General features: G+C 46.7%; 16 protein-coding genes. 4 read left to right on the top strand and 12 right to left on the bottom strand.

Annotation, left to right across the window (positions count from 1 at the left end; translation table 11 throughout):
- Positions 1 to 8: 8 nt before the first annotated feature.
- The 12 genes from nuoJ to rplU all read right to left on the bottom strand — a co-directional run bounded on the left by nuoJ (position 9) and on the right by rplU (position 13078).
- A complete protein-coding gene (gene nuoJ / locus HF322_RS08915) occupies positions 9 to 644 on the bottom strand; it encodes an NADH-quinone oxidoreductase subunit J (protein ID WP_169393105.1) in 636 nt (211 codons plus the stop codon).
- On the bottom strand, positions 641 to 1189 hold the full coding sequence (gene nuoI / locus HF322_RS08910) for an NADH-quinone oxidoreductase subunit NuoI (protein ID WP_169393104.1): 549 nt from the start codon (positions 1187 to 1189) through the stop codon (positions 641 to 643). The genes nuoJ and nuoI overlap by 4 nt, the downstream gene beginning before the upstream one ends.
- Before the next feature lie 40 nt (positions 1190 to 1229).
- Positions 1230 to 2273, bottom strand: coding sequence for an NADH-quinone oxidoreductase subunit NuoH (gene nuoH / locus HF322_RS08905; protein ID WP_169393103.1), 1044 nt, complete (start codon positions 2271 to 2273; stop codon positions 1230 to 1232).
- A 1-nt stretch (position 2274) separates the two neighbouring features.
- The gene (nuoG, locus tag HF322_RS08900) at positions 2275 to 5292 is read right to left on the bottom strand and encodes an NADH-quinone oxidoreductase subunit NuoG (protein ID WP_169393102.1); all 3018 of its coding nucleotides are present in this window, start codon (positions 5290 to 5292) and stop codon (positions 2275 to 2277) included.
- A 10-nt stretch (positions 5293 to 5302) separates the two neighbouring features.
- On the bottom strand, positions 5303 to 6727 hold the full coding sequence (gene nuoF / locus HF322_RS08895; protein ID WP_169393101.1) for an NADH-quinone oxidoreductase subunit NuoF: 1425 nt from the start codon (positions 6725 to 6727) through the stop codon (positions 5303 to 5305).
- Positions 6724 to 7233, bottom strand: coding sequence for an NADH-quinone oxidoreductase subunit NuoE (gene nuoE, locus HF322_RS08890; protein WP_169393100.1), 510 nt, complete (start codon positions 7231 to 7233; stop codon positions 6724 to 6726). The genes nuoF and nuoE overlap by 4 nt, the downstream gene beginning before the upstream one ends.
- A gap of 123 nt (positions 7234 to 7356) precedes the next feature.
- Positions 7357 to 9132, bottom strand: coding sequence for an NADH-quinone oxidoreductase subunit C/D (nuoC, locus tag HF322_RS08885; RefSeq protein ID WP_169393099.1), 1776 nt, complete (start codon positions 9130 to 9132; stop codon positions 7357 to 7359).
- Positions 9133 to 9168: 36 nt separating this feature from the next.
- Positions 9169 to 9837 (bottom strand): NADH-quinone oxidoreductase subunit B family protein, encoded by a 669-nt coding sequence (locus HF322_RS08880; protein WP_169393098.1) that lies wholly within the window; start codon positions 9835 to 9837, stop codon positions 9169 to 9171.
- A 77-nt stretch (positions 9838 to 9914) separates the two neighbouring features.
- The gene (gene ndhC / locus HF322_RS08875; RefSeq protein WP_169393097.1) at positions 9915 to 10532 is read right to left on the bottom strand and encodes an NADH-quinone oxidoreductase subunit A; all 618 of its coding nucleotides are present in this window, start codon (positions 10530 to 10532) and stop codon (positions 9915 to 9917) included.
- Between the two features lie 817 nt (positions 10533 to 11349).
- Positions 11350 to 12036, bottom strand: coding sequence for an outer membrane lipoprotein chaperone LolA (gene lolA / locus HF322_RS08870; protein WP_169393096.1), 687 nt, complete (start codon positions 12034 to 12036; stop codon positions 11350 to 11352).
- Positions 12037 to 12455: 419 nt separating this feature from the next.
- Positions 12456 to 12713 carry a 50S ribosomal protein L27 gene (gene rpmA, locus HF322_RS08865; protein WP_169393095.1) on the bottom strand — a complete coding sequence of 86 codons (258 nt, stop codon included), beginning with the start codon at positions 12711 to 12713 and terminating at the stop codon, positions 12456 to 12458.
- Positions 12714 to 12766: 53 nt separating this feature from the next.
- Complete coding sequence (gene rplU / locus HF322_RS08860) at positions 12767 to 13078, bottom strand: 50S ribosomal protein L21 (protein ID WP_169393094.1); 312 nt, start codon at positions 13076 to 13078, stop codon at positions 12767 to 12769.
- A gap of 457 nt (positions 13079 to 13535) precedes the next feature.
- Here rplU and HF322_RS08855 point away from each other — a divergent pair, with 457 nt between their 5' ends.
- The 4 genes from HF322_RS08855 (at position 13536) to HF322_RS08840 (ending at position 21520) form a co-directional block, all read left to right on the top strand.
- Positions 13536 to 14465: a polyprenyl synthetase family protein gene (locus HF322_RS08855; RefSeq protein WP_223193255.1), complete on the top strand. Its 930-nt coding sequence runs from the start codon at positions 13536 to 13538 to the stop codon at positions 14463 to 14465.
- 617 nt (positions 14466 to 15082) lie between these two features.
- A complete protein-coding gene (locus HF322_RS08850; protein ID WP_169393092.1) occupies positions 15083 to 16441 on the top strand; it encodes an efflux RND transporter periplasmic adaptor subunit in 1359 nt (452 codons plus the stop codon).
- A gap of 19 nt (positions 16442 to 16460) precedes the next feature.
- Positions 16461 to 19739 carry an efflux RND transporter permease subunit gene (locus tag HF322_RS08845; RefSeq protein WP_169393091.1) on the top strand — a complete coding sequence of 1093 codons (3279 nt, stop codon included), beginning with the start codon at positions 16461 to 16463 and terminating at the stop codon, positions 19737 to 19739.
- Positions 19736 to 21520 (top strand): efflux transporter outer membrane subunit, encoded by a 1785-nt coding sequence (locus HF322_RS08840; protein WP_169393090.1) that lies wholly within the window; start codon positions 19736 to 19738, stop codon positions 21518 to 21520. Before HF322_RS08845 ends, HF322_RS08840 begins: the two co-directional genes overlap by 4 nt.
- The last annotated feature ends 4 nt before the right edge of the window (positions 21521 to 21524 follow it).

Here is a 21524-nt window from a genome sequence, read left to right as displayed (position 1 = left end):
TTGTACCATTACTTGAGCTCCTTACGCGGCGCTTTTTTTAACCCCACAAAATCTTGCGGATCTACCTCAGCATAGTCAAAATCAGCGGCTGAATTGGCATCCAAATCATCCATGACCGCATCGCTTAATGACTTTTTGCCTAAATGATAAGCGGCAACCAAAGCTGCAAGCAGCAATAACGCGGCAATTTCAACGATCATAATATAGTGGCTAAACAGTACCGTTCCGACGGCTTTTGCAGGAATGCTTACCCCACCAATCACCGCCGCGTCGTTATGACCCATGCCAAGCAAGGCAAACAATACTACCGCAATAATGATCGTTAGCCCCGTTGGCACCGCCCACGTTTTAGCATCAAGCCAGCTTTCTTCAATCAACTCATTGCGCATGCCAAGGTTGAGCATCATAATCACGAATACAAATAGCACCAAAATGGCGCCAGCGTAAACGACAATCTCAAGCGCTCCTGCAAACGGCGCGCCTAAAATAAAAAAGATTCCGGCAACCGCAAGCAAGGACACAATCATCGATAAAATGGCATGAACCGGATTGGCGTGAATCACCACCCGCAAACTTGCAAAAATCGCCACTGCCGCTAGCGCATAAAACCCGACCAAATCAGGATTATTCAGCAAATTCATCATGGCAATAGGCTCCTTAAATCAATCGGTGCCGCTTCGTTTTGCGCCGCGCCTTTAGGTTTATCCGCAATTGCCATTCCCGTCACGCGATAATAATTATAATCTGGATATTTTCCCGGTCCTGAAATGAGTAAATGCTCTTTTTCATAGACCAAGTTTTGGCGGACATATTCCCCAAGCTCAAAATCCGGTGTCAACTGAATCGCGGTGGTTGGGCACGCCTCTTCACACATGCCGCAAAAAATGCAGCGCGAAAAGTTAATCCGAAAAAATTCAGGATACCAGCGACCGTCTTCGCGCTCCGCTTTTTGTAGCGAGATACAGCCTACAGGACACGCCACCGCGCAAAGGTTACAAGCCACGCAGCGCTCATCGCCATCAGGATCACGCGTTAGTACAATACGACCGCGAAACCGTGGCGGCACAGGAACCGGAACGTCGGGGTATAAAATGGTATCGCGCGGTCGTAAGGCATGGCTATTGACCATCCACATACTGCGGACAATGGTAAATATCCCAATGACCGTCTTTTTTATCGTCGTAAACATAGGATTACAATCCTTATCAACATCTTTTAAGCCGGATAAGTTATAGCTTTGGGAAAAACAGTAAAATTACTGCCGCCGTTACCAACAAATTAATGAGCGTTACCGGCAAACATACCTTCCACCCAAAATTCATCACCTGATCGTAGCGGGGGCGCATGAGTGAACCGCGAGCTAAGATAAACATGGTCATGAAAAACAAGGTCTTAATGATGAACCAAAACGCTGGTGGCACAAACGGAATGTTTAGGTTAAATGGCGCAAGCCAGCCGCCAAAAAACAAGCAGGTCATCAGCGCTGAAATTAATACCACGTTGACGTATTCGCCAATAAAGAACATCCCAAATTTCATACCAGAATATTCAACGTGATAACCTTCAGCTAGCTCTTGCTCCGCTTCAGGTTGGTCAAACGGATGGCGGTGAGTGACCGCAACACCTGCCACTACAAAGGTTAAAAACCCAAAAAATTGCGGAATGATGTACCAGCCATCCACTTGCGCCTCGACAATCGCGCGAAGGTTAAATGATCCGGTCAGCGCTACCACACCCATTAATGACAGCCCTAAAAACACCTCATAGCTGATCGTTTGCGCCGCCGAGCGTAGTCCCCCAAGTAAAGAAAACTTGTTTGCTGACGCCCAACCCCCAAACATCACCGCATAAACGGCAATCCCTGCCATCGCAAAGAAAAATAAAATACCGATATCCCAATCAGCAACGCCTAACGTTGGCGACACCGGAATAATGGCAAACGAGGCTAAGGCGGTAAACATTGCCACCGCAGGCGCTAAGGTAAAGATAAACTTATCGGTAAAATTAGGCGTCCAATCTTCTTTAAAGAAGATTTTGAGCATATCGGCAACCAATTGCAGTGAACCAAAAGGTCCTACGCGGTTTGGACCATAACGGTCTTGCCAAAGTGCGAGCATTCGGCGCTCATAAACGATCATAAGCGCGGCGGTAATCACCACCACCAAAAAAATAACGATGGCTTGAATGACCATAAACAAGATCGACCACGTCTCAGCGCTCAAACTTGCTGCCAAAAAACTTGGCGCTTCAGGGATAATTCGCGTCACAGTCATCTTAAACCTCTTGAATGGTCGTTGGCGCCACTTCCGCGCGATCAATATCAATCATTGGCGCAGCAACTTTGCGAACGCTTGCCGGCATCGCTTGGTGCAAAATATTCACCTGACCTACCGGATAACCAATACTGCCTTCCGCCAAATACGGCACCACTTGAACCGGAAGCGTCATGGCTTGCTGATTGACTTCAATTTCTAAATAATCACCGTCATTGACTTGCCAGTTTTGAGCATCATCTGCACCAATTTTCCAAGCAGCAACCGGCAGTTGTGATGCCACAATCGGGCTTCGTGATGCCATCTCAGCACTTGCAAACATGTTATAAAGCGGAACCAACTTTGCCTGACCTTTTTGTAAATCAGTGGTTCGATTTGCAAAATCTGGGGCAACATACTGACGGCGCGGTAAGCGATCAACGCTGTCAAACAAGCGAACACCAGGGTCGCCTTGCTTTAAGCTACCGCCAACTTTATCTTGGTATTTGTTCCAAGCTTGCGGTGAGTTCCAACCGGGAGCTTGCGCGAATGGAATCATCGCGCTTGGCGTTTGGGTACCGCTGTAACCTTCCATCGAAAAGGTCAAACTGGTATCAATATCTTTTGGCTGCATCGGCTCATGAATGGAGATTGGCGCTCGCATTGCGGTTCGACCCGAGTAGCGGCGCGGTTCACGGGCAATTTTAAGTCCGGTAATACGAAAATCTGCATCGGGCGCTGCATTTTGAATGCCAGACAATTTTGGATGCGTGGCAACCAATGCCTGAATCACATCATCAAGCTGCGTCCAATCCACATTTCGGCTAAACAGTGTGCTATGAACAGCATGAAGCCAGCGCCAGCTTTCTTTAATCGCGCTATTTGGATGATAATAATTGTTGTCATAAACTTGGAAAAAGCGCTGGGCGCGACCTTCTGCAGAAACCAGCGTGCCATCGGCTTCAGCAAAACTTGCCGCTGGCAGCACCATAGTGGCATCATTATGCCAATCAAAATGCTGATGGTCTAAAACAATGACCGTTTTTTCAGCCAATAATTGTGCAAGCTTTTGCGGCTCAATAACATTGGATAATTGGTTTTCAGCCACAATCAACACATCAAAGTCAGCTGCTAACAGCTCCTCAACTGATTTGCCACCAAGCAAGCAAACGCCTAAACTATTGGCATCAGGCGCGGTCAAATACGTTCCGGCTTGACCATGATAACGCTCGTTGACTTCCTTAAGCTCAAGTGCGGTGGCAGGATCACGCTCAGTGTCGTCTTGAACGTCTTTATCACCAGCAACTTCTGATTTTTCAGGTTTTGCGGCAAGCTCAATATCTTCATTTAATTGCGGCGTAGCAGCTTGTGCTTGCGCGGCGCGAACTTTGTCATTATGCGCTTTTACTTGATCAGCTTCGGTCGCTTTAATTGCCTCGCGCTTTTGCGTCAACGCTTGGCTAATTTGCGCGGCAGCTTCAATGAAAGCAATAGACGATAAGCTGCTTCCAGATACCACAAGCGGTCGGTTTGCCGTGATTAAATCATAAGCGATTTGCTGAGCAAGCGAGGTCATCGCATCAAGCTTATCATCGGCTTTTGGCGCGTCAATAACCGTTAAATCATCATGAAAACTATTGATTTCATCGGCAATTTTAAAACCAAGAGCAACGATATCTTCAGGCGTTGCCACGCAGCTGATTTTACTGATGTCATCAAGTTTTGTTTGTGCCACATCAATGACGTAAACCGGACTTTTTGCCCCTTGCGCAATTCGCAAAACCGGCTCGGCAAGCCAAGGCTGGGTTTTGGTCGCCGCTGCCATATCAATGGCTTTATTTTTTGCCGATTGACGAATAGCAAGAGCCACGCGCGAGGAGGTTTGGGTGATGTCTTCCCCTAAAATCAATACCGCGTCATGGTCTTCAACTTCTTTTAAGCTTGGGTTATAAATACCTTCAGATTGCAGCACTTCAATGGTTTTTTCCATCAAAGCTTGCTGCTCATGATTGAGTCCGGTTGAAAAATTCTCAAAACCAACCATCGTTTTTAAAGCAAAATTGCTTTCAAGACTGGCTCGCGGCGAACCAATGCCAACCACTTTTTTATCGATAATTTCGCTAACTGCGCGGTCAAGGGCATAATTGATATCCACTTGCGCAAGCGAACCATTGTTGCGAGCAACTGCTTGAACCGGACGATCAGCTCGGTTGACATAGCCGTAACCAAAGCGACCACGGTCACATAAAAAGTAACCGTTGACTTCACCATTATAACGGTTTTCAATTCGGCGCAGCTCACCATAGCGCTCGCCTGCTGAAATGTTACAGCCAGCTGAGCAGCCATGACAAATGCTTGGCGCATACTGCATGTCCCATTTACGGTTATAGTGGTCGGAGTGGGTTTTGTCTGTAAACACGCCGGTTGGGCAAACTTCGGTTAAGTTCCCTGAAAACTCGCTTTCAAACTGACCATCTTTATCGCGACCAAAATAAACGCGGTTGTTTGACGCATAAACGCCCAAATCCTCGCCACCAGCATAGTCTTTATAAAAACGGACGCAGCGATAGCAAGCAATGCAGCGGTTCATTTCGTGAGCAATAAACGGTCCCAAATCTTGATTATAATGCGTGCGCTTGGTAAAACGGTAGCGGCGCTCATTGTGACCTGACATATAAGTCATGTCTTGCAAATGGCAATGACCGCCCTCCTCACACGTTGGGCAATCATGCGGATGGTTGGTCATGAGTAGCTCAACCATGGATTTGCGAAACGCTTTGGCTTCGTCGTCGGTCACTGAGATATACATATCATCGGTTGGCGCTACCATACACGACATGACAAGGCGACCGCGACCGGCAGCTAAATCCTCCGCGTTTTGGTACTGTTTGACCGCACACTGACGGCACGAGCCGACTGAGCCAAGCGCCGGATGATAACAAAAATAAGGCACATCAATGCCCAAGGACAAACACGCTTGCAGCAAATTGTCAGCGCCATCGACCTCAACCGTAGTTCCATCAATATGAATGACTGCCATGCCGCTCTCCTTATTGTTCACCAAGCGGCGCTTGAGCTGCAGCATCAATGGCTGAAACTCCAACTGCCGTGGCGATTTTTTGCTCAAATTCAGGCCGGAAATATTTAATTGCGCTCATTAAAGGCTCCATTGCCCCAGGAGCGTGGGCGCAAAAAGTTTTGCCGATCCACAAGTCGCGGGTTAAGCCCTCAAGCTTTTCAATATCGCCTTCTTGACCTGCGCCATCATTGATCGCCGTCAAAAGCTTCACGCCCCAAGGCAACCCATCACGGCAAGGCGTACACCAACCGCACGATTCGCGCTGAAAAAAGATCTCTAAGTTGCGAACAAGTGCGACCATATCTTGCGCTTCATCAACGACCATAATCAGCCCTGTTCCTAATCGGCTTCCGGCTTTTTGAATGGTGTCAAAGTCCATAATCACATCTAAATGATCCGGCGTTAAAAAGTCGGTGGACGCGCCGCCTGGAAGCCAAGCTTTTAATTGGCGACCGTCTTTCATGCCGCCGGCAAAGTCTTCAATGATTTCGCGAGCCGTATAACCAAAAGGCAGCTCCCAAAGTCCGCCGTCATTGACCAGTCCCGAACAGCCAAACAGTTTCGTTCCTGGCGTTTCAGTTTTACCTTTGACTTTGGGTAAATCTTGATACCACTTGCTGCCATGTAAAATAATCGCCGGAACGTTATTAAGCGTTTCAACGTTGTTGACCACCGTTGGTCGACCCCAAGCGCCAGCCACTTGCGGAAATGGCGGCTTGGTTCGCGGGTTTGCTCGTCGACCCTCTAAGCAGTTAATCAGCGCCGTTTCTTCACCGCAAATATATCGCCCAGCGCCAGTATGAACGTGCAAATCAAAGCTAAAATCGGTGCCTAAAATATTGTCGCCAAGCATATTGTTGGCAATCATTTCATCAATCGCCGCGTTTAAGCGCTCAGCAGCTAAAATATATTCACCGCGAATAAAGATATATCCTGCCGTTGCCCCAATGGCGTAGGCGGAAATAATCATGCCTTCAATCAACTGAAACGGCAAGCGCTCCATCAACAGACGGTCTTTAAAGGTTCCAGGTTCCATCTCATCAGCGTTACAAAGTAGGTAACGAGGACCCCCATCTGGCGGTGCCATCAGTGACCATTTGATTCCGGCAGGAAATCCTGCACCGCCGCGACCTTTCACCACCGCCTCTTTAATGGTGTTGAGCGTGGCATCAGCGGATTGATTGAGCGCCATTTTTAACGCTTCAAAACCGCGAAGGGACTCATGCGTTTTAAAATCAAGAACGGCGTCGTGATGGGCTAAGCGCCACGTCAAAGGTTTCGTCTCGCTTGTTGCCGTGGCTTTATCACCATAAATGGGAATGCGCTGATTGTTTAATTGGCTTGGGGCAAGACCATTTTGACGCTGGGCAATTTGTTCGGCTACGGTAAGACTCATGCGTAAAGCTCCAATAATTGGGCGACTTCCTCAGGCATTACAGGACCATAAGTGTCTTCATCAATCAAAACGGCAGGACCTTTATCGCAGTTGCCAAGACAGCAAATCGGCAATAAAGTAAATCTACCATCAGGCGTGGTTTGACCATAGTCAATACCAAGCTCAGCTTTTAGTGCAGCACTCAAGGCTTCATAACCGGTCAAATAACACGCAATGGAGTCGCAAATCAAAATGACATGACGACCAACAGGCTGACGATAAATACGGTTAAAAAAGGTTGCCACCCCATCAATATCGGTCACCGGAATGTCTAAAATATTGGCAATGGCGTTCACTTGGGCGTCATCGACCCAGCCGTTGCGCTTTTGAACGATTTTTAGCGCGTCAAGGGATGCCGCTCTTGCATGTGGATAGTGATGCATAAATTCATGAATTGCTGCAATTTCATCCTCGGTTAAGATACTTGCCACGTCAACTTTGGGCGCTTTATCAGTCACAATCTTCATATTTTTTTCTCTATCCTCACTCACCCGGAGAAGAACCGCTTATTTTTGGCTCAGGCGTTTACCGCTTCAAACGCTTAGCATCATCCTTTTGGCAAAGCGCATGTTAATGAACTGTACTTTGCTCTAGCGGTCACAGTCCGCCATTACAATATCAATCGATGCCAAATACATAATCGCATCGGACACCAATGAGCCATTAATCACTGAGGGCATTTGCTGAATATGCGCAAACGTTGGCGTGCGAATCCGCGTCCGATAGCTCATGGTCGAGCGATCCGAAGTGATGTAATAGCTGTTCAAGCCTTTGGTCGCCTCAACGATCGTCGCGCACTCACCTACTGGCATGACCGGACCCCAAGATACCGATAAAAAGTGGTTAATCAAGGTTTCAATGTCGTTCAGCGTTCTGTCTTTTGGTGGCGGAACGGCTAGTGGATGATTGGCTTTATAAGGACCTTGCGGCATGTTGTCCAAGCACTGACGAATAATTCGTAGCGACTGGCGCATCTCTTCCATTTTGACCATACAGCGGTCATAAGCATCACCGTTGTAACCAACTGGGATTTCAAAATCGTAATTTTCGTAGCCCATATAAGGTCGAGCTTTTCGAAGGTCAAAATCGATTCCGGTAGCGCGAAGTCCTGCGCCAGTTACGCCCCAAGCAAGCGCTTGCTTAGCATTATACTGAGCGACGTTTTGAGTTCTGCCTTTTAGTACACTGTTTTGCAGCGCCGCTTTGGTATATTCATCCAAGCGCTTGGGCATCCAGTCTAAAAACTCACGAACCAGCTTTTGCCAACCAATCGGCAAGTCTGCTGCCGTGCCCCCAATTCGGAACCACGCCGGATGCATCCGGTAGCCGGTGACCGCTTCGATCACGTCATAAGCTTTTTGACGGTCGGTAAACATATAAAACACCGGCGTCATTCCGCCTGCGTCTTGAATAAAGGTTCCGACGTAAAGTAAGTTATTGGTGATTCTAAAAAACTCACTCATCATCACGCGGATGACTTCAGCACGCGGTGGAACGGTAATTCCGGCAAGCTTTTCAACCGACATCACATAAGGCAACTCATTCATCACCCCGCCCAAATAATCAATCCGGTCGGTATAAGGAATGTAGGAGTGCCAAGTCTGCCGCTCCGCCATTTTTTCAGCGCCGCGGTGGTGATAACCAATATCAGGGATACAATCAACGACTTCCTCGCCGTCCAATTGCAGCACTAAGCGAAACGCACCGTGAGCTGACGGGTGGTTTGGACCAATGTTCAAAAACATAAAGTCTTCATCGCGACCTGAGCGCTTCATTCCCCATTCTTCTGGTACAAAGCGCAAGTTTTCTTGCTCAAATTGCTGCTTGGCAGCGTTCAAAAAGTACGGGGTAAATTCAGTGGCACGAGCGTGATATTCTTTTCTTAAAGGATGACCTTCCCAATATTTTGGCAATAAAATTCGCGTTAAATGCGGATGTCCGGTAAACACAATGCCAAACATATCCCAAACTTCGCGCTCATACCAGTTAGCGTTTGGCCAAATGTTGGTCGCGGTTGGTAGGTTCAAGTCATCTTCGCTTAACGCCACTTTAACGCGAATATCACTGTTGCGCTCAAGCGACATTAAATGATAAAACACCGTGAAGTCGCTGTCAGGTAAGCCTTGTCTGTGCTGGCGCAAACGCTCATCCATCGCGGACAAATCAAACAGCATCACATAAGGCTTGGGCAACTTTCGCAAAAACAGCAGCACCTCATGAACATCTTCACGAGCAACCCAAACCGTTGGAATCTCATCAACGGTATGCTGAACGACAAATCTTCCGGAATACGCCTGCTCAAGCTCCGTGATAACTGCGGGCAGCGAATGAAGTTGCGACTCTGAATTTTCAACGACCGTGACCATGAATGAGGGTTTCCTTTTTACGCGTTAAGCGATCAATTAAATACTGTCGGGGCTGCGCAGATTTTTCACCGCGATGCGATCGGCTTGTTTGCGGTCGCGTTCAGGCATCATTTGCGGCTGATAAATGCCTTGGTCTTTCATATGAATGCCAAGCGGGCGGCGCTCTTTGGTGATCGACTCTTGAAGGAGCATCAGCGCTTGGATCAATGCTTCAGGTCGCGGCGGGCAGCCAGGAATATAAACATCCACCGGAATGATTTTATCAACGCCTTGAACCACCGAATAAATATCATACATGCCGCCTGAGTTGGCACAAGCGCCCATAGATATGACCCACTTTGGCTCAAGCATTTGCTCATAAAGGCGCTGAATGACCGGGGCCATTTTAATAAAGCACGTTCCTGCCACAATCATCACATCCGCTTGACGTGGGGATGCCCGAATAACTTCTGCCCCAAAGCGCGATAAGTCATGAACGGCGGTAAGCGTTGTGGCATATTCCACATAGCAGCACGACGTGCCAAAGTTAAACGGCCAAAGCGAGTGCTTGCGACCCCAGTTGGCAGTTGAATGAACCAAATCTTCGAGTCGCCCCATAAAGACGTTTTTATTGACTTCACTTTCTGTAGGGTCTTCAACCGTTTGGCGCGACTGCGCCGGATAAATTGGTGCATCCGGATCAGCTTTGGTTAATGTATATTTCATATCAGACACCTTTTAATCAAGATTCGGTAGCCGCCGCAACAGCTTTTTTCAGGCTTAACTTGGGTAAGCTTATGCAATCAGCGACCACGTTTTTTAGGCGGTGCGGCAAAGTCCACCGAAGTAATATTTCCTGTGGTATTAATATGGTCAATGCTCTCAAGATGGCGGCGATTGGCTTCAATATTATTAGACACATTGATTTGTCCTGACGACTGCGCGGGCACTTTTCCGGTCGGATCAACCATCAGTTCATGAGCGCCATCAAAGCGGGTGATATCGGCAAGATTAAAGCCTGCAGGCTGAGCGTAGAGTCGGACTTTTTTACGAAGCTTGTCCGCAGGCGCCCAATTGAGCGCGCCAAGACTTAATGCATAAACGAGACCAATGAGCAAATCGATAATAAAGGTTGCCGCGGCAATAAATCCTGCCCAGCCAGTTTCGCGGACGGAAACCGCATAAGCGTATAAATAAAGGGCTTCTAAATCGAAAATCACAAAGAAAATCGCGACCAAATAAAATTTGGCGGACAAACGAATGCGGGCATTGCCAGCTCCGACAACACCCGCCTCAAAGATTTCTTCTTTTTGCATGCCTTGAGATCTGCCGCCAAGTAGGCGCGGCACCACAAGCATAAAAACGACCAATCCGATCGCGGCTAAAATAAACGCAACTGCTGACCAATTAAAGGCAGTCATGATCTTTGTGCTCCTCACCCAAGCTAGAATCAAAATATTATTGCAACACTTTAATCCAAACGAGACCACCGCACTCGGTGCTAATAACCACCAGTCATCAAGATTACCAAGACTATCAAGAACCAACTCAAATCTTTATTGTCAACTTTTCAAGCTTTAACTTAGTATTTAAAGCCAACAAAGCGGCATCAATGCACCGATACCGCAAGCAATATCAGTCAGCCTATATCGAAAAGTCTAGAAAAGAGGATCTATTTTCAGCATAGATAAGCGCTGGTCACCAAATATCGAGCGATTGACACAAAATCAATATATTAAATCGATTTTTTATTGATTTAATAACTCATTTAGCGTCAACATAATCGTTTGACAACTGGCATAAATTGTTTGTTCACTATACGCACATCGAGGTCTAAAAGCTAGAATTTGCCCAGTTTTCAAGGCGTGATTATGCTACAAAATATATTGTCAGCATGACGGCAAACGTTAAAATTGCCCAAATTTAGCTTCTTTTATAATGCCATTTTCTTAAGCATTTGATTATAAAAAATTTTTTGATCAAATGCTTATTCGTCCTTGATGACGTGCGAAAAATTACCCCATATTGTAAACCAAATCGTATCAATTGCAACCTATCGATTTAAGAAGTTATCAACCACTTCAATAATCACTTGCGTTATTTTTTATGAAAATGGCAAAGATTTTTATGACAATCCTTGCTATCAAAGCATTGGGCATAAAAAAACAGGTCGTAATTGACCTGTTTTTAAATATAGACGCTAGCGTCTATTATTAGCTCATTTGCTGATAGCCTAACCTACTGGTTAATCACATCCACGCCTTTTGGCGGGGTAAATTTAAACTGGCTGCTATTCAAACTTGGGTTAAGCTTAATGTTGCTAAACTTGATGGAAGTGGTTTGCCCAAGGGAGTCGTTAAGTACCATCATCACTGGTTTGCCGCCATTAAAGCTGATTGACAGGTTTTTAAAGTTGGCGTTTGCAGATTTTGGATACAACACATAATAGTTTTTGGTGCTATACGGCTGGGTGATTTTAAAGTTTTGGTCGATCTTACTTGGGTCCCCTGACAATAAAAGTGCGGGCGTGTTGCCTACTTGATTGTCTACGCTTTGCTTAGTCGCTTGCTCTAAATCTTTGTCATAAACCCAAAGCGTATTGCCGTTGGCAACGATCAGCTGCTCTGAGGGCGATTTGGTTTCCCAGCGAAAATTATTTGGTCGCTGAACGCTCATAGAGCCTTTAAACGTGCCGCTTTTGGCGCCTTTGGTCGTTTGAGTAAAATTAGCGCTCATGCTTTTGGTATTGGCAAGTAACGTATTTAAGCGTTTAGCCGCAGTTAAATTGTCGGCAGCTGCGGCATTTGCGCTTTGGCTGATTGCCATCATGGGGACAGCCGCGCCCATGCTCATCACGATTGCGCCCGTTAAAGCGCTGGTCATTATTTTTTGTTTGATACGAGATTTAGCATTTAAATGATTCATTATTCTTCCTCTTAAACTTGCAAAGCCAACATACACTTTGCTTTAATCGCTTTTTGCGGCGTTATCATCTTATAAGGGCGTAAGCAATCGTTATAAAACCCAGCAAAAGCAAATTAAGTCATTCCTTATAAGATTTAATAGCGACAAGTTTGCCAGTTTTTTTATTACGCGCCTAGTCAAAAATTGCAATGATTACTGCTCTTGCCATACGCGCTTGTAACTTGAAGTCTGACTTAATTCAGCTTTCAGCCACCATCGGCAATTTATTACTTCTAAGCCTTAACACCATATTTGAGAATGAGTGTTCCAAAAAAAGCTAAAACTTATAATAAAGAATTCTCTAAATAAAAAATTCACTAAATAAAAAAAGTCCTTACCACCAAGTGATAAGGACTTTTTGAGTTATGAAGGGCTAAAACTTATTCGCCTTCAACCATCACATAACGGCGGTTAAATTGACCTTTGGTGGCAAATTTTACCACGCCGTCATTTAAAGCAAATAGCGTGTGGTCACGACCCATGCCAACGCCTTCGCCTGCATGAAATTCAGTGCCGCGCTGACGCACGATGATGTTACCAGCAACAACTTCTTGACCGCCAAATACTTTTACGCCAAGCATTTTTGGGTTTGAGTCACGACCGTTACGGGTAGAACCGGCAGCTTTTTTATGTGCCATGGATAATTCTCCTTGTTAATTTAGCGTTTGAGCAATTATTTAAAATTAAATAATTAAGCGTTAATCGCTTTGATTTTTAACAAGGTGTACCACTGACGGTGACCTTGCTCTTTGTGGTAATGCTTACGGCGGCGGTGTTTGACGATGCGGATTTTGTCGCCGCGACCGTGGTCAATCACTTCAACTTCAACATTTGCGCCTTCAACAACCGGCTGACCGATTTTGATGTCATCGCCATTAACGACCATTAAAACGTCATCAAGCGTTAAGGTTGCGCCTTTTTCTGCTTTTAGTAGTTCAACTTTAAGCAACTCATCGACGGCGACACGGTGCTGTTTACCACCACTTTTGATTACTGCGTACATTGTTTGACTCCGCTTAACCCGTGTGCCGTGGTAGGTGTGATACCCACACTTCAAACGAACACGACAGGGAAAAATAAAGGCAAGATTTTACGAAATTTTTGGGATAAAAGCAAGTGATGCCGAAAGTTTTTGACGCGCAAACGTATGATTTGTTATTAGTTCTCAGGCAAGATTTAAGTTTTTTTAAAAAAACAAGGTTAAAACCAGTTAGTGTAAATCGGCGCTTAAAAATTTTGCAGGGCTTATCATGGCTTAATAGATGCGGCAAGCTTGCCCGCTATGTTATGATAAAAACGACTGACTTTTTATTATAACGGCGTTATCGCTTACTTTAACTTCTTTTTTTTGATCGGTGACTATGACTTTATTAGCTTTCAAATCGCAAGCTGCAACGGATCTGCCAATCGCGCCAAGCTATAGCGACATTCAACATATCGTCAGCGACGATTTTGCCATTATGGATAAGCAGGTTTTTGGCAGCTTAAACTCCAAAGTCCAATTGGTCATGAGCGTTTCAAACCATGTGATTAACGCAGGTGGCAAGCGCATGCGACCGCTGATTACCCTACTTTGTTCGCGGATGCTTGACGATTCGCCATCCCATCCAGCGATGCATTTGGCAGCGATTACGGAGATGCTGCATACGGCAACGCTCGTTCACGATGATGTGATCGATGAGTCCGGTCAGCGCCGCGGCAAGCCGACAGCAAACGCCACTTGGGACAATGCAACCGCAGTTTTGGTGGGTGATTATCTAATTGCGCGAGCCTTTAATTTATTGGTGGGCTTTCAAAGTCTGCCTTTATTAAAATTGTTTTCCGATGGTACTTGTGATATTGCCGAAGGTGAGGTGCTGCAATTACAACATCAGCACAACCCTGAGGCAACCGAAAACGATTATTTGCGAATTATCGATGGTAAAACGTCGCGGCTCTTTATGATGGCAACGCAAGGGGCGGCAATTTTGCAAGGTCAAGAGCAGTATTTAACGCCGCTTGCCGATTTTGGTCAGCATTTTGGCAATGCGTTTCAAATCATTGATGATGTTCTTGATTATAGCGGCGACAGCGCGGTGATGGGTAAAAACTTAGGCGATGACTTAGCTGAAGGTAAGCCAACGTTGCCAACGATTAAAGCGCTTGAATTGTTAAAAAACCGCAATCCGGACAGCTTTAATCAGCTGCGAATTGCCGTTCAAACGGGCAAAACCGAGGACAATGAGGGCTTAATCCGTTTGGTTCGGGAGTCAGGGGCGCTTGATTATTGCAAACAGCGCGCGCTTGAGGAAACCCATCTTGCCCAAACCGCGTTATCAAAACTCCCTGACAATCGCTATCGTCAAGGATTGATAGATCTGACTCAGCTTGCCGTCTCAAGACTCGTTTAACTAAGCCATCTCATCTAATCAAATAAGATGGCACTATCCGCTTTTATACTTTTTTATAAAGACCGCTTATTACAAGCGGTCTTTTTTTGCGCTGTTAATTTTTCCTAATTGCCAATCAAAGCAAGCTAAACGATAGCGATAACAATTTACGCTTGCTTATTTTAAGAAAATCTTAGCAGTGCTGATTTTAAGCGGTTTTTCGGCAAAATTTTGTGCCAAACCGTTTAATATAACAATTCTTAACAATTTAACAGCGCGCAATCTTGGTAAAGTTTCTTGAGCGTTTTTTCATGTAATGCTTGTAATTGCGATGTTTTTTTGCTGAGCAGACTTTCAATGCGCTATCAACGTTCCGCTTCAACAGGATTTTCAGCTTGACTGTGGGGTTATCCCTATAGTTTATAATAATTGATTGAATTACATTTACCTAGCCGATTTTTAGCAGCCCTGATGGATTCCGGATTATTCAATGAGCTTTGATGACTGAACAAGCTTAGAAATAACGGGCGGCTATAAAATTTTTTGGGTCGTTTTCCTATTTGATTGATGAATGATTCTAAGATGATTGACTCCCCTTTTCGTTTCGATTTTTTATTTTTTTCTCGCCGAGGACATTGATGAAGCACTCTTATCTTGCGCTTATAATTGCCACTGTATTATCAAGCGCCGCATTGGTTGGCTGTGACAAAAAAGAGGATGGCGCTGAGGCGGCGGCAGCCCAGCAGCAAATGCCACCGGCGGTGGTCAACGTTCAAACAGTCACCCTTGGCATGGTGCCGCAAGTTCAGACGTTTTCAGGGCGAACCACCGCTTATCAAACAGCGGATGTTCGACCGCAAGTGAATGGCATTATCGATGAGGTGTTGTTCCGTGAAGGCAGCAATGTCAAAAAAGGTCAGCCACTTTATCGAATTAATACGGACAATTATACGTCCTCAATTACCAGTGGTCAGGCAGCCATTGAGCAAGCTCAAGCCAATTATCAAACGGCGCTGGCAAATAACGCCAATGCCAAAGCGGAGCTGGCAAGTCAGCAAGCATCACTTGCCCAAGCGCAAAATGATTTAAATCGTTTAAAAGGTTTGATTGATATTGATGCCATCTCAAAGCAGCAATATGACCAAGCCTTAACCCAAGTCCGAACGGCTCAAGCGGCGGTTGAAAGCGCTCGCGCGGCAATTGGTCAATCTGAAGCGGGAATTGCAAGTGCTAAAGCGGGGATTCAAACGGCAAAATCTGGGCTTCAAGCCAGCACGCTTGATCTAAACCGAACCATCGTTCGCGCGCCAATCACAGGTCGCACCGACCGCTCAATTGTGACTGCCGGAACGTTGGTCAGCGCAAGCCAAGCCAATCCAATGGTGACCATTTCGCGCCTTGACCCCATTTATGTGGATATTAGCCAATCGTCCTCTGAGCTATTAAAGCTTCGCCAGCAGTTGTCTAGCGGTAAAGCCCAGCAAGGTCTTAACTCAGTTGAGCTTGTGCTTGAAGACGGCTCCGTTTATCCAGTTCAAGGAAAGCTTGCGCTTGCTGAAGCCAAAGTCGATGAGGCAACCGGCGCGGTCACCTTGCGTGCCATCTTCCCTAACAGTAATGCTGTGCTGCTTCCAGGGATGTATGTAACGGCAAGATTGACCCAAAGTGTGGTGCCAAATGCAGCCCTTATCCCACAAAGCGCCGTCATGCGAACACCTAAAGGTGATTCACAAGTCTATATCGTTGATGCCAACAACAAAATCCAAGTTCGCCCTGTGACCATCGATGGCACTTATGATGGCAAATGGGTGGTCACCGATGGTCTTAATAACGGCGATCAAGTCGTGGTGATCGGCGGCGCAAAAGTCAAACCGGATCAAGAAGTGGTGGTCAAACCGCTTGAAGACCCAAGTACAGCTCCTGCACAAAAAGAAGCTGCCACTCGTGAAGCTCAAGCAAAAGCTAACCCTCAATCAAAAGATTCCCAATCAAAATAGGAAGACTTAGGAATATACTATGTCACGTTTTTTTATTGATCGCCCTATTTTTGCTTGGGTGATGGCGATTTTAGTCATGCTCATTGGGGTGATTTCGGTCGTCAATTTGCCGATCGAACAGTACCCAAGGATTGCTCCGCCCACCATTTCGGTGAGCGCAAGCTATCCGGGCGCCAACGCGCAAACCGTTGAGGACTCTGTCGTTCAGATTATCGAGCAGCGCATGAAAGGTCTTGATGGTCTCATGTATATGTCCTCATCAAGCTCATCAAACGGCGGCGCATCCGTCACCTTAACCTTTGAAAACGGTACGGATCCTGATACCGCTCAGGTTCAGGTTCAAAATAAACTGCAAGCGGCGATGAGCGCTTTGCCGCAAGAGGTTCAGCGCCAAGGCGTTAACGTCAACAAGTCCTCAAGCAGCTTTTTAATGGTTCAAGGGTTCGTTTCTGAAGACGGCTCTATGGACAAAAGCGATATCGCCGATTATATCAACTCAAACGTTGTGGATCAGTTAAGCCGCGTTGAAGGCGTTGGTGAAGTTCAAGTGTTTGGCTCCTCGTATGCCATGCGCATTTGGCTTGATCCTGCCAAACTTCGCAGCTATAGCATGGTGCCATCCGACGTGGTCGAGGCCGTTCGCGCTCAAAATGCGCAAATCTCCGCCGGTCAATTGGGACAAGCACCTGCTGATACCGACCAGCAAGTCATTAACGCAACCGTAACTGTCCAAAGCTATCTGCAAACACCAGAAGAGTTTCGAAATATCTTGCTAAAAACGGACCAATCGGGCGCTCAAGTTCGTTTAGGAGACGTGGCTGACGTTGAAATTGGCTCAGAAAACTACAGCGTCGTGTCGTTATATAACGGTCAAGAAGCCGCAGGTTTAGGTATTTCCTTAGCAGGCGGGGCAAACGCTTTAGAAACTCGTGAAGCTGTTGGCGCGCGAATGGCAGAGCTTGAGCAGAACTTTCCGGCAGGACTGGTTTCTGTCGTTCCTTATGACACCACGCCGTTTGTTCGCTTATCAATTGACCAAGTGGTTCATACGTTGATTGAAGCCATCGTGCTTGTTTTCATCGTGATGTTTATCTTTTTGCAAAACTGGCGCGCGACCATTATTCCAACGCTTGCCGTTCCTGTGGTATTGCTTGGAACGTTTGCGGTTTTATATGTTGCCGGATTTAGTATTAACGTTTTAACCATGTTTGCGCTCGTGCTTTCCATCGGGCTACTGGTCGATGACGCGATTGTGGTGGTCGAAAACGTCGAGCGGATTTTGGAAGAAAATCCCGATATTTCGGTAAAAGATGCCACCATTAAATCGATGGGTGAAATCAGTAAAATCGTTATTGGTATTGCGCTGATTTTGTCTGCTGTTTTCGTTCCTATGGCATTTTTTGGCGGCTCAACGGGGGTGATTTACCGTCAGTTCTCCATCACGTTGATTACCAGCATGGTATTGTCAGCGCTTGTGGCATTGATTTTCACCCCTGCCCTTTGCGTGACGCTCCTTAAACGCAGTAAAAGCCATGACAAAGCCAATCAAGACAACCAAAAAGGCTTTTTTGGTTGGTTTAACCGCACCTTTTACCGGTTAAGCCGGTCGTATGAAAACTTTGTTGGCAAAAGCATCCGGTTTAAATGGCTGTATTTGATTGCTTATGCTGCGATTATCGGCATTATGGCGGTCATCTTTTTACGCATTCCAAGCTCGTTTTTGCCTGAAGAAGACCAAGGGATCATGTTTACCTTGGTGCAACTGCCAGCTGGTGCCACGCTCAACGAGACCCAAGCGGTTCTTGATAAAGTTAACACCTATTACAACACCCAAGAAAAAGACAATATAGCATCCGTATTTACCGTTGCCGGATTTAGTTTTGCCGGTCAAGGTCAAAATATGGGGCTGGCGTTTGTTCGCTTAACGGATTGGGAAAATCGCAAAGGCGATGACAATACCGCGCAAGCGGTGGCAGGTCGCGCGATGGGTTACTTTATGACCCAGCTCAACGAAGCTCAAGTATTTGCTATTGTTCCGCCTGCGATTACCGAGCTTGGTAACGCCAGTGGCTTTGATATGATGCTGCAAGATGTGGGCAATGTCGGTCATGATGGGCTGCTTGAAGCGCGAAATATGCTCCTTGGTATGGCAGCTCAAAATGACAAAGTCACCGGCGTCAGACCAAACGGTCAAGAAGATGCGCCGCAGCTTAAAGTCAATATCAATCAAGAGCAAGCTGCCGCTTATGGCTTGTCACTTGCCAGCATCAATAGCGTGATTTCAACCGCTTGGGGCTCAGGATATATCAATGACTTCGTTGATCGCGGTCGTATTAAACGCGTCTTTATCCAAGGTATCCCAAGCAGCCGAACCAATCCTGAGGACATCGGTAAATGGTACGTTCGAAACGATGTCGGCAATATGATTCCGTTTAATGCGTTCTCAAACAGCGAATGGCAATCCGGATCGCCAAGGCTGACTCGCTATAACAGCTTACCGTCAATGAACCTTCAAGGTAGCGCCGCTCCTGGATTAAGTACCGGTGTGGCAATGGATGCCATGGAAGAAATGGTCGCTAAGCTTCCTGATGGCGTCGGCTTTGAGTGGACGGGGCTGTCACTTGAGGAGCAAAAATCAGGGGCTCAAGCACCGATGCTCTATGCTATCTCGATTCTTGTGGTATTCTTATGCTTGGCTGCGCTTTATGAAAGCTGGTCGATTCCGTTTTCAGTGCTGCTTGTTATTCCGCTTGGGGTATTGGGAGCAGCGATTTTCACGTGGCTTCGCGACTTTGCCAACGACGTTTATTTACAAGTGGGGCTATTGACCGTGGTTGGGCTTTCTGCCAAAAACGCCATTTTGATTATCGAATTTGCCAAAGAGCACCAAGAAGAAGGCTACAGCCTTCGCGAGGCGGTCATGACGGCGGCTCGGCAACGATTGCGCCCGATTATTATGACCTCGCTTGCCTTTGGCATCGGTGTTGTGCCATTATTTGTGGCAACTGGCGCCGGCTCTGGCAGCCAAAACGCCATCGGCACCAGCGTTTTGGGCGGCGTCATCAGCGCCACCTTCTTAGGGATTTTCTTTATTCCGATGTTTTATATTTGGGTTCGTGGGATGTTCCCGCACAAATATGGCAACCCACCAAAAGATGGCGGCGGCAATGGGACGCCAAACGATCCTGCGCCTATTCACCCAAACAACACTGACAAAGGCTTGCCAAGTGATGAGCATATTGTCATCACCCCTGCGACCAGTTATCAGCCTGTAAGCCTTGGAGACAATATAAAATGAGTTCTCGACCCGTGATTTTACAAACTTTTGCACCAAACGCTGCGGCAATTGGGATCAAAAACGGCGGTCGCCTGCTGGCATTAAGTGCGCTTGTGCTCACGATGGCAGCGTGCCAAACCATCCCAAAGGCGGACAGAAGCCCTGTACTTGCTGAGCCTAACTTGCCGGTTGAAAAGCCATTTGATGCCTTTGACAAAGAAACAACCAGCCGCGCCGGTGAGCCAAGTCTTGCCGCGCAGCGTTGGCAAAACTTTTATAGTGATGAGCGCTTAAAAGGGCTGATTGCGCTTGGTCTTGATAACAATAAGGACTTTAAAAACGCAAGCCTTGCTATCGAAAAAGCGCGAGCGCAATATCAAATCACCGATATTAATGATTTGCCAAGCATCAATGGCAGCGCTGACGTATCGCGCTCTCGGCGTGCAAATTCATTAGGAGGGGCTTCAACTGGTACTGGCTATAATGTCAATTTAGGGCTTTCAAGCTATGAGCTTGATTTTTGGGGCAAAATTGCAAGCTTAAAAGATCAAGCCTTGCAAAACTTTTTGGCGACCACCGCCGCAAAAGATGCCACCCAAATCAGCTTGATCAGTAACATCGCTCAAAGTTACGCCAATTTAAGCTATAGCTTGGCGCAATTAAAACTGGCAGAAGCCACCGTTGAGAGCCGTGAGCGCTCGTTATTTATTGCCAATAAACGCTTTGAAGCTGGGATTGATCCTAAACTGCCCTCTTTGCAAGCAAGTGCGTCTCTTGAAAACGCGCGATTGGCAGTACTACAAGCGCAAAGCAGCATTTTAACCGCTAAAAATGCCTTGCAGTATTTGATTGGCGCCCCGATTCCTAGTAATTTGATGCCAATGCCTGCGGTCAGCAACATCACCAACCAAAAAATCTTTAGTGCAGGACTGCCAAGTGAGCTTTTGCGCTTCCGCCCCGACATTTTGCAAGCGGAGTACAATTTAAAAGCCGCCGGCGCCAATATCGATGTGGCGCGCGCCAACTACTACCCAACCATCAGCCTTGCCAGCAGCGTTGGTGTGAGCAGCTCAAGCTTGAGCGATTTGTTCAAAAGTGGCGCATTTGGCTGGTCGATTGGTCCTAACTTAAGCGTGCCAATTTTTGATGGTGGCAGATTGAACGCCAACTATGAAGTGGCGCAAGTTGAGCGTCAGCAAGCGCTCACCACTTATGAAAGATCGATCCAAACGGCGTTTAAAGAGGTCTCAGACGTTCTTGCCAATCGCGCAACTTTAGGCGAGCAGCTCAATGCCCAGTACCGATTGCAAGATAACTTTGAGCAGACGTATCAAATCGCTGATGCCAGATTTAAAGCCGGTATCGCCAACTATTTGGACGTTCTTGATGCTCAGCGCTCGCTGTTTTCAACGCAGCAAGGCATTTTAAATTTGGAACTTCAAAAAATCATCAGCCAAATTGAGCTTTATCAAGCGCTTGGCGGTGGGGCGAACCTTGATATTCCAAAAGTGATTCCGGTATCGCAATATACTAACCTTGCGCAAATTGGCAATCAAAATCGCGGTAATGGCAGCGCTGAAGCAAAAGCCGCTTACGCCGTGGACGCTGCAAGCTCTGCTCGCGTGGCAACGCTTCCTGAAGCGGTCGCCATCAAGCAAGCCAAATTGCCTGCCAAAGCTGAGTTTGAACCAAAAGCGATCGTTGATGTCACCAAAGACGGCAAGCCTGACGCGACCGTTGGCGTCGTTACTCAAGAAACGCCGGTTGAGCAAGCGCCCGTGACCCCGATTGTTGAGAAATAATCTT

Origin of the sequence: Psychrobacter sp. MF31, assembly GCF_012847335.1 — a bacterium.
Classification (GTDB): Bacteria; Pseudomonadota; Gammaproteobacteria; order Pseudomonadales; family Moraxellaceae; genus Psychrobacter.
Note: the sequence above shows the minus strand (reverse complement) of the source record. Positions and strands in the feature narration are given on the sequence as shown.

Coding starts and splice junctions, on each gene's coding strand:
- nuoI (WP_169393104.1), bottom strand. CDS start 1,189: ATGTTTACGACGATAAAAAAGACGGTCATTGGGATATTTACCATTGTC.
- ndhC (WP_169393097.1), bottom strand. CDS start 10,532: ATGACTGCCTTTAATTGGTCAGCAGTTGCGTTTATTTTAGCCGCGATC.
- rpmA (WP_169393095.1), bottom strand. CDS start 12,713: ATGGCACATAAAAAAGCTGCCGGTTCTACCCGTAACGGTCGTGACTCA.
- nuoE (WP_169393100.1), bottom strand. CDS start 7,233: ATGAAGATTGTGACTGATAAAGCGCCCAAAGTTGACGTGGCAAGTATC.
- rplU (WP_169393094.1), bottom strand. CDS start 13,078: ATGTACGCAGTAATCAAAAGTGGTGGTAAACAGCACCGTGTCGCCGTC.
- HF322_RS08855 (WP_223193255.1), top strand. CDS start 13,536: ATGGATAAGCAGGTTTTTGGCAGCTTAAACTCCAAAGTCCAATTGGTC.
- nuoJ (WP_169393105.1), bottom strand. CDS start 644: ATGATGAATTTGCTGAATAATCCTGATTTGGTCGGGTTTTATGCGCTA.
- nuoC (WP_169393099.1), bottom strand. CDS start 9,132: ATGGTCACGGTCGTTGAAAATTCAGAGTCGCAACTTCATTCGCTGCCC.
- nuoF (WP_169393101.1), bottom strand. CDS start 6,727: ATGAGTCTTACCGTAGCCGAACAAATTGCCCAGCGTCAAAATGGTCTT.
- HF322_RS08850 (WP_169393092.1), top strand. CDS start 15,083: ATGAAGCACTCTTATCTTGCGCTTATAATTGCCACTGTATTATCAAGC.
- HF322_RS08845 (WP_169393091.1), top strand. CDS start 16,461: ATGTCACGTTTTTTTATTGATCGCCCTATTTTTGCTTGGGTGATGGCG.
- nuoG (WP_169393102.1), bottom strand. CDS start 5,292: ATGGCAGTCATTCATATTGATGGAACTACGGTTGAGGTCGATGGCGCT.
- HF322_RS08840 (WP_169393090.1), top strand. CDS start 19,736: ATGAGTTCTCGACCCGTGATTTTACAAACTTTTGCACCAAACGCTGCG.
- nuoH (WP_169393103.1), bottom strand. CDS start 2,273: ATGACTGTGACGCGAATTATCCCTGAAGCGCCAAGTTTTTTGGCAGCA.
- HF322_RS08880 (WP_169393098.1), bottom strand. CDS start 9,837: ATGAAATATACATTAACCAAAGCTGATCCGGATGCACCAATTTATCCG.
- lolA (WP_169393096.1), bottom strand. CDS start 12,036: ATGAATCATTTAAATGCTAAATCTCGTATCAAACAAAAAATAATGACC.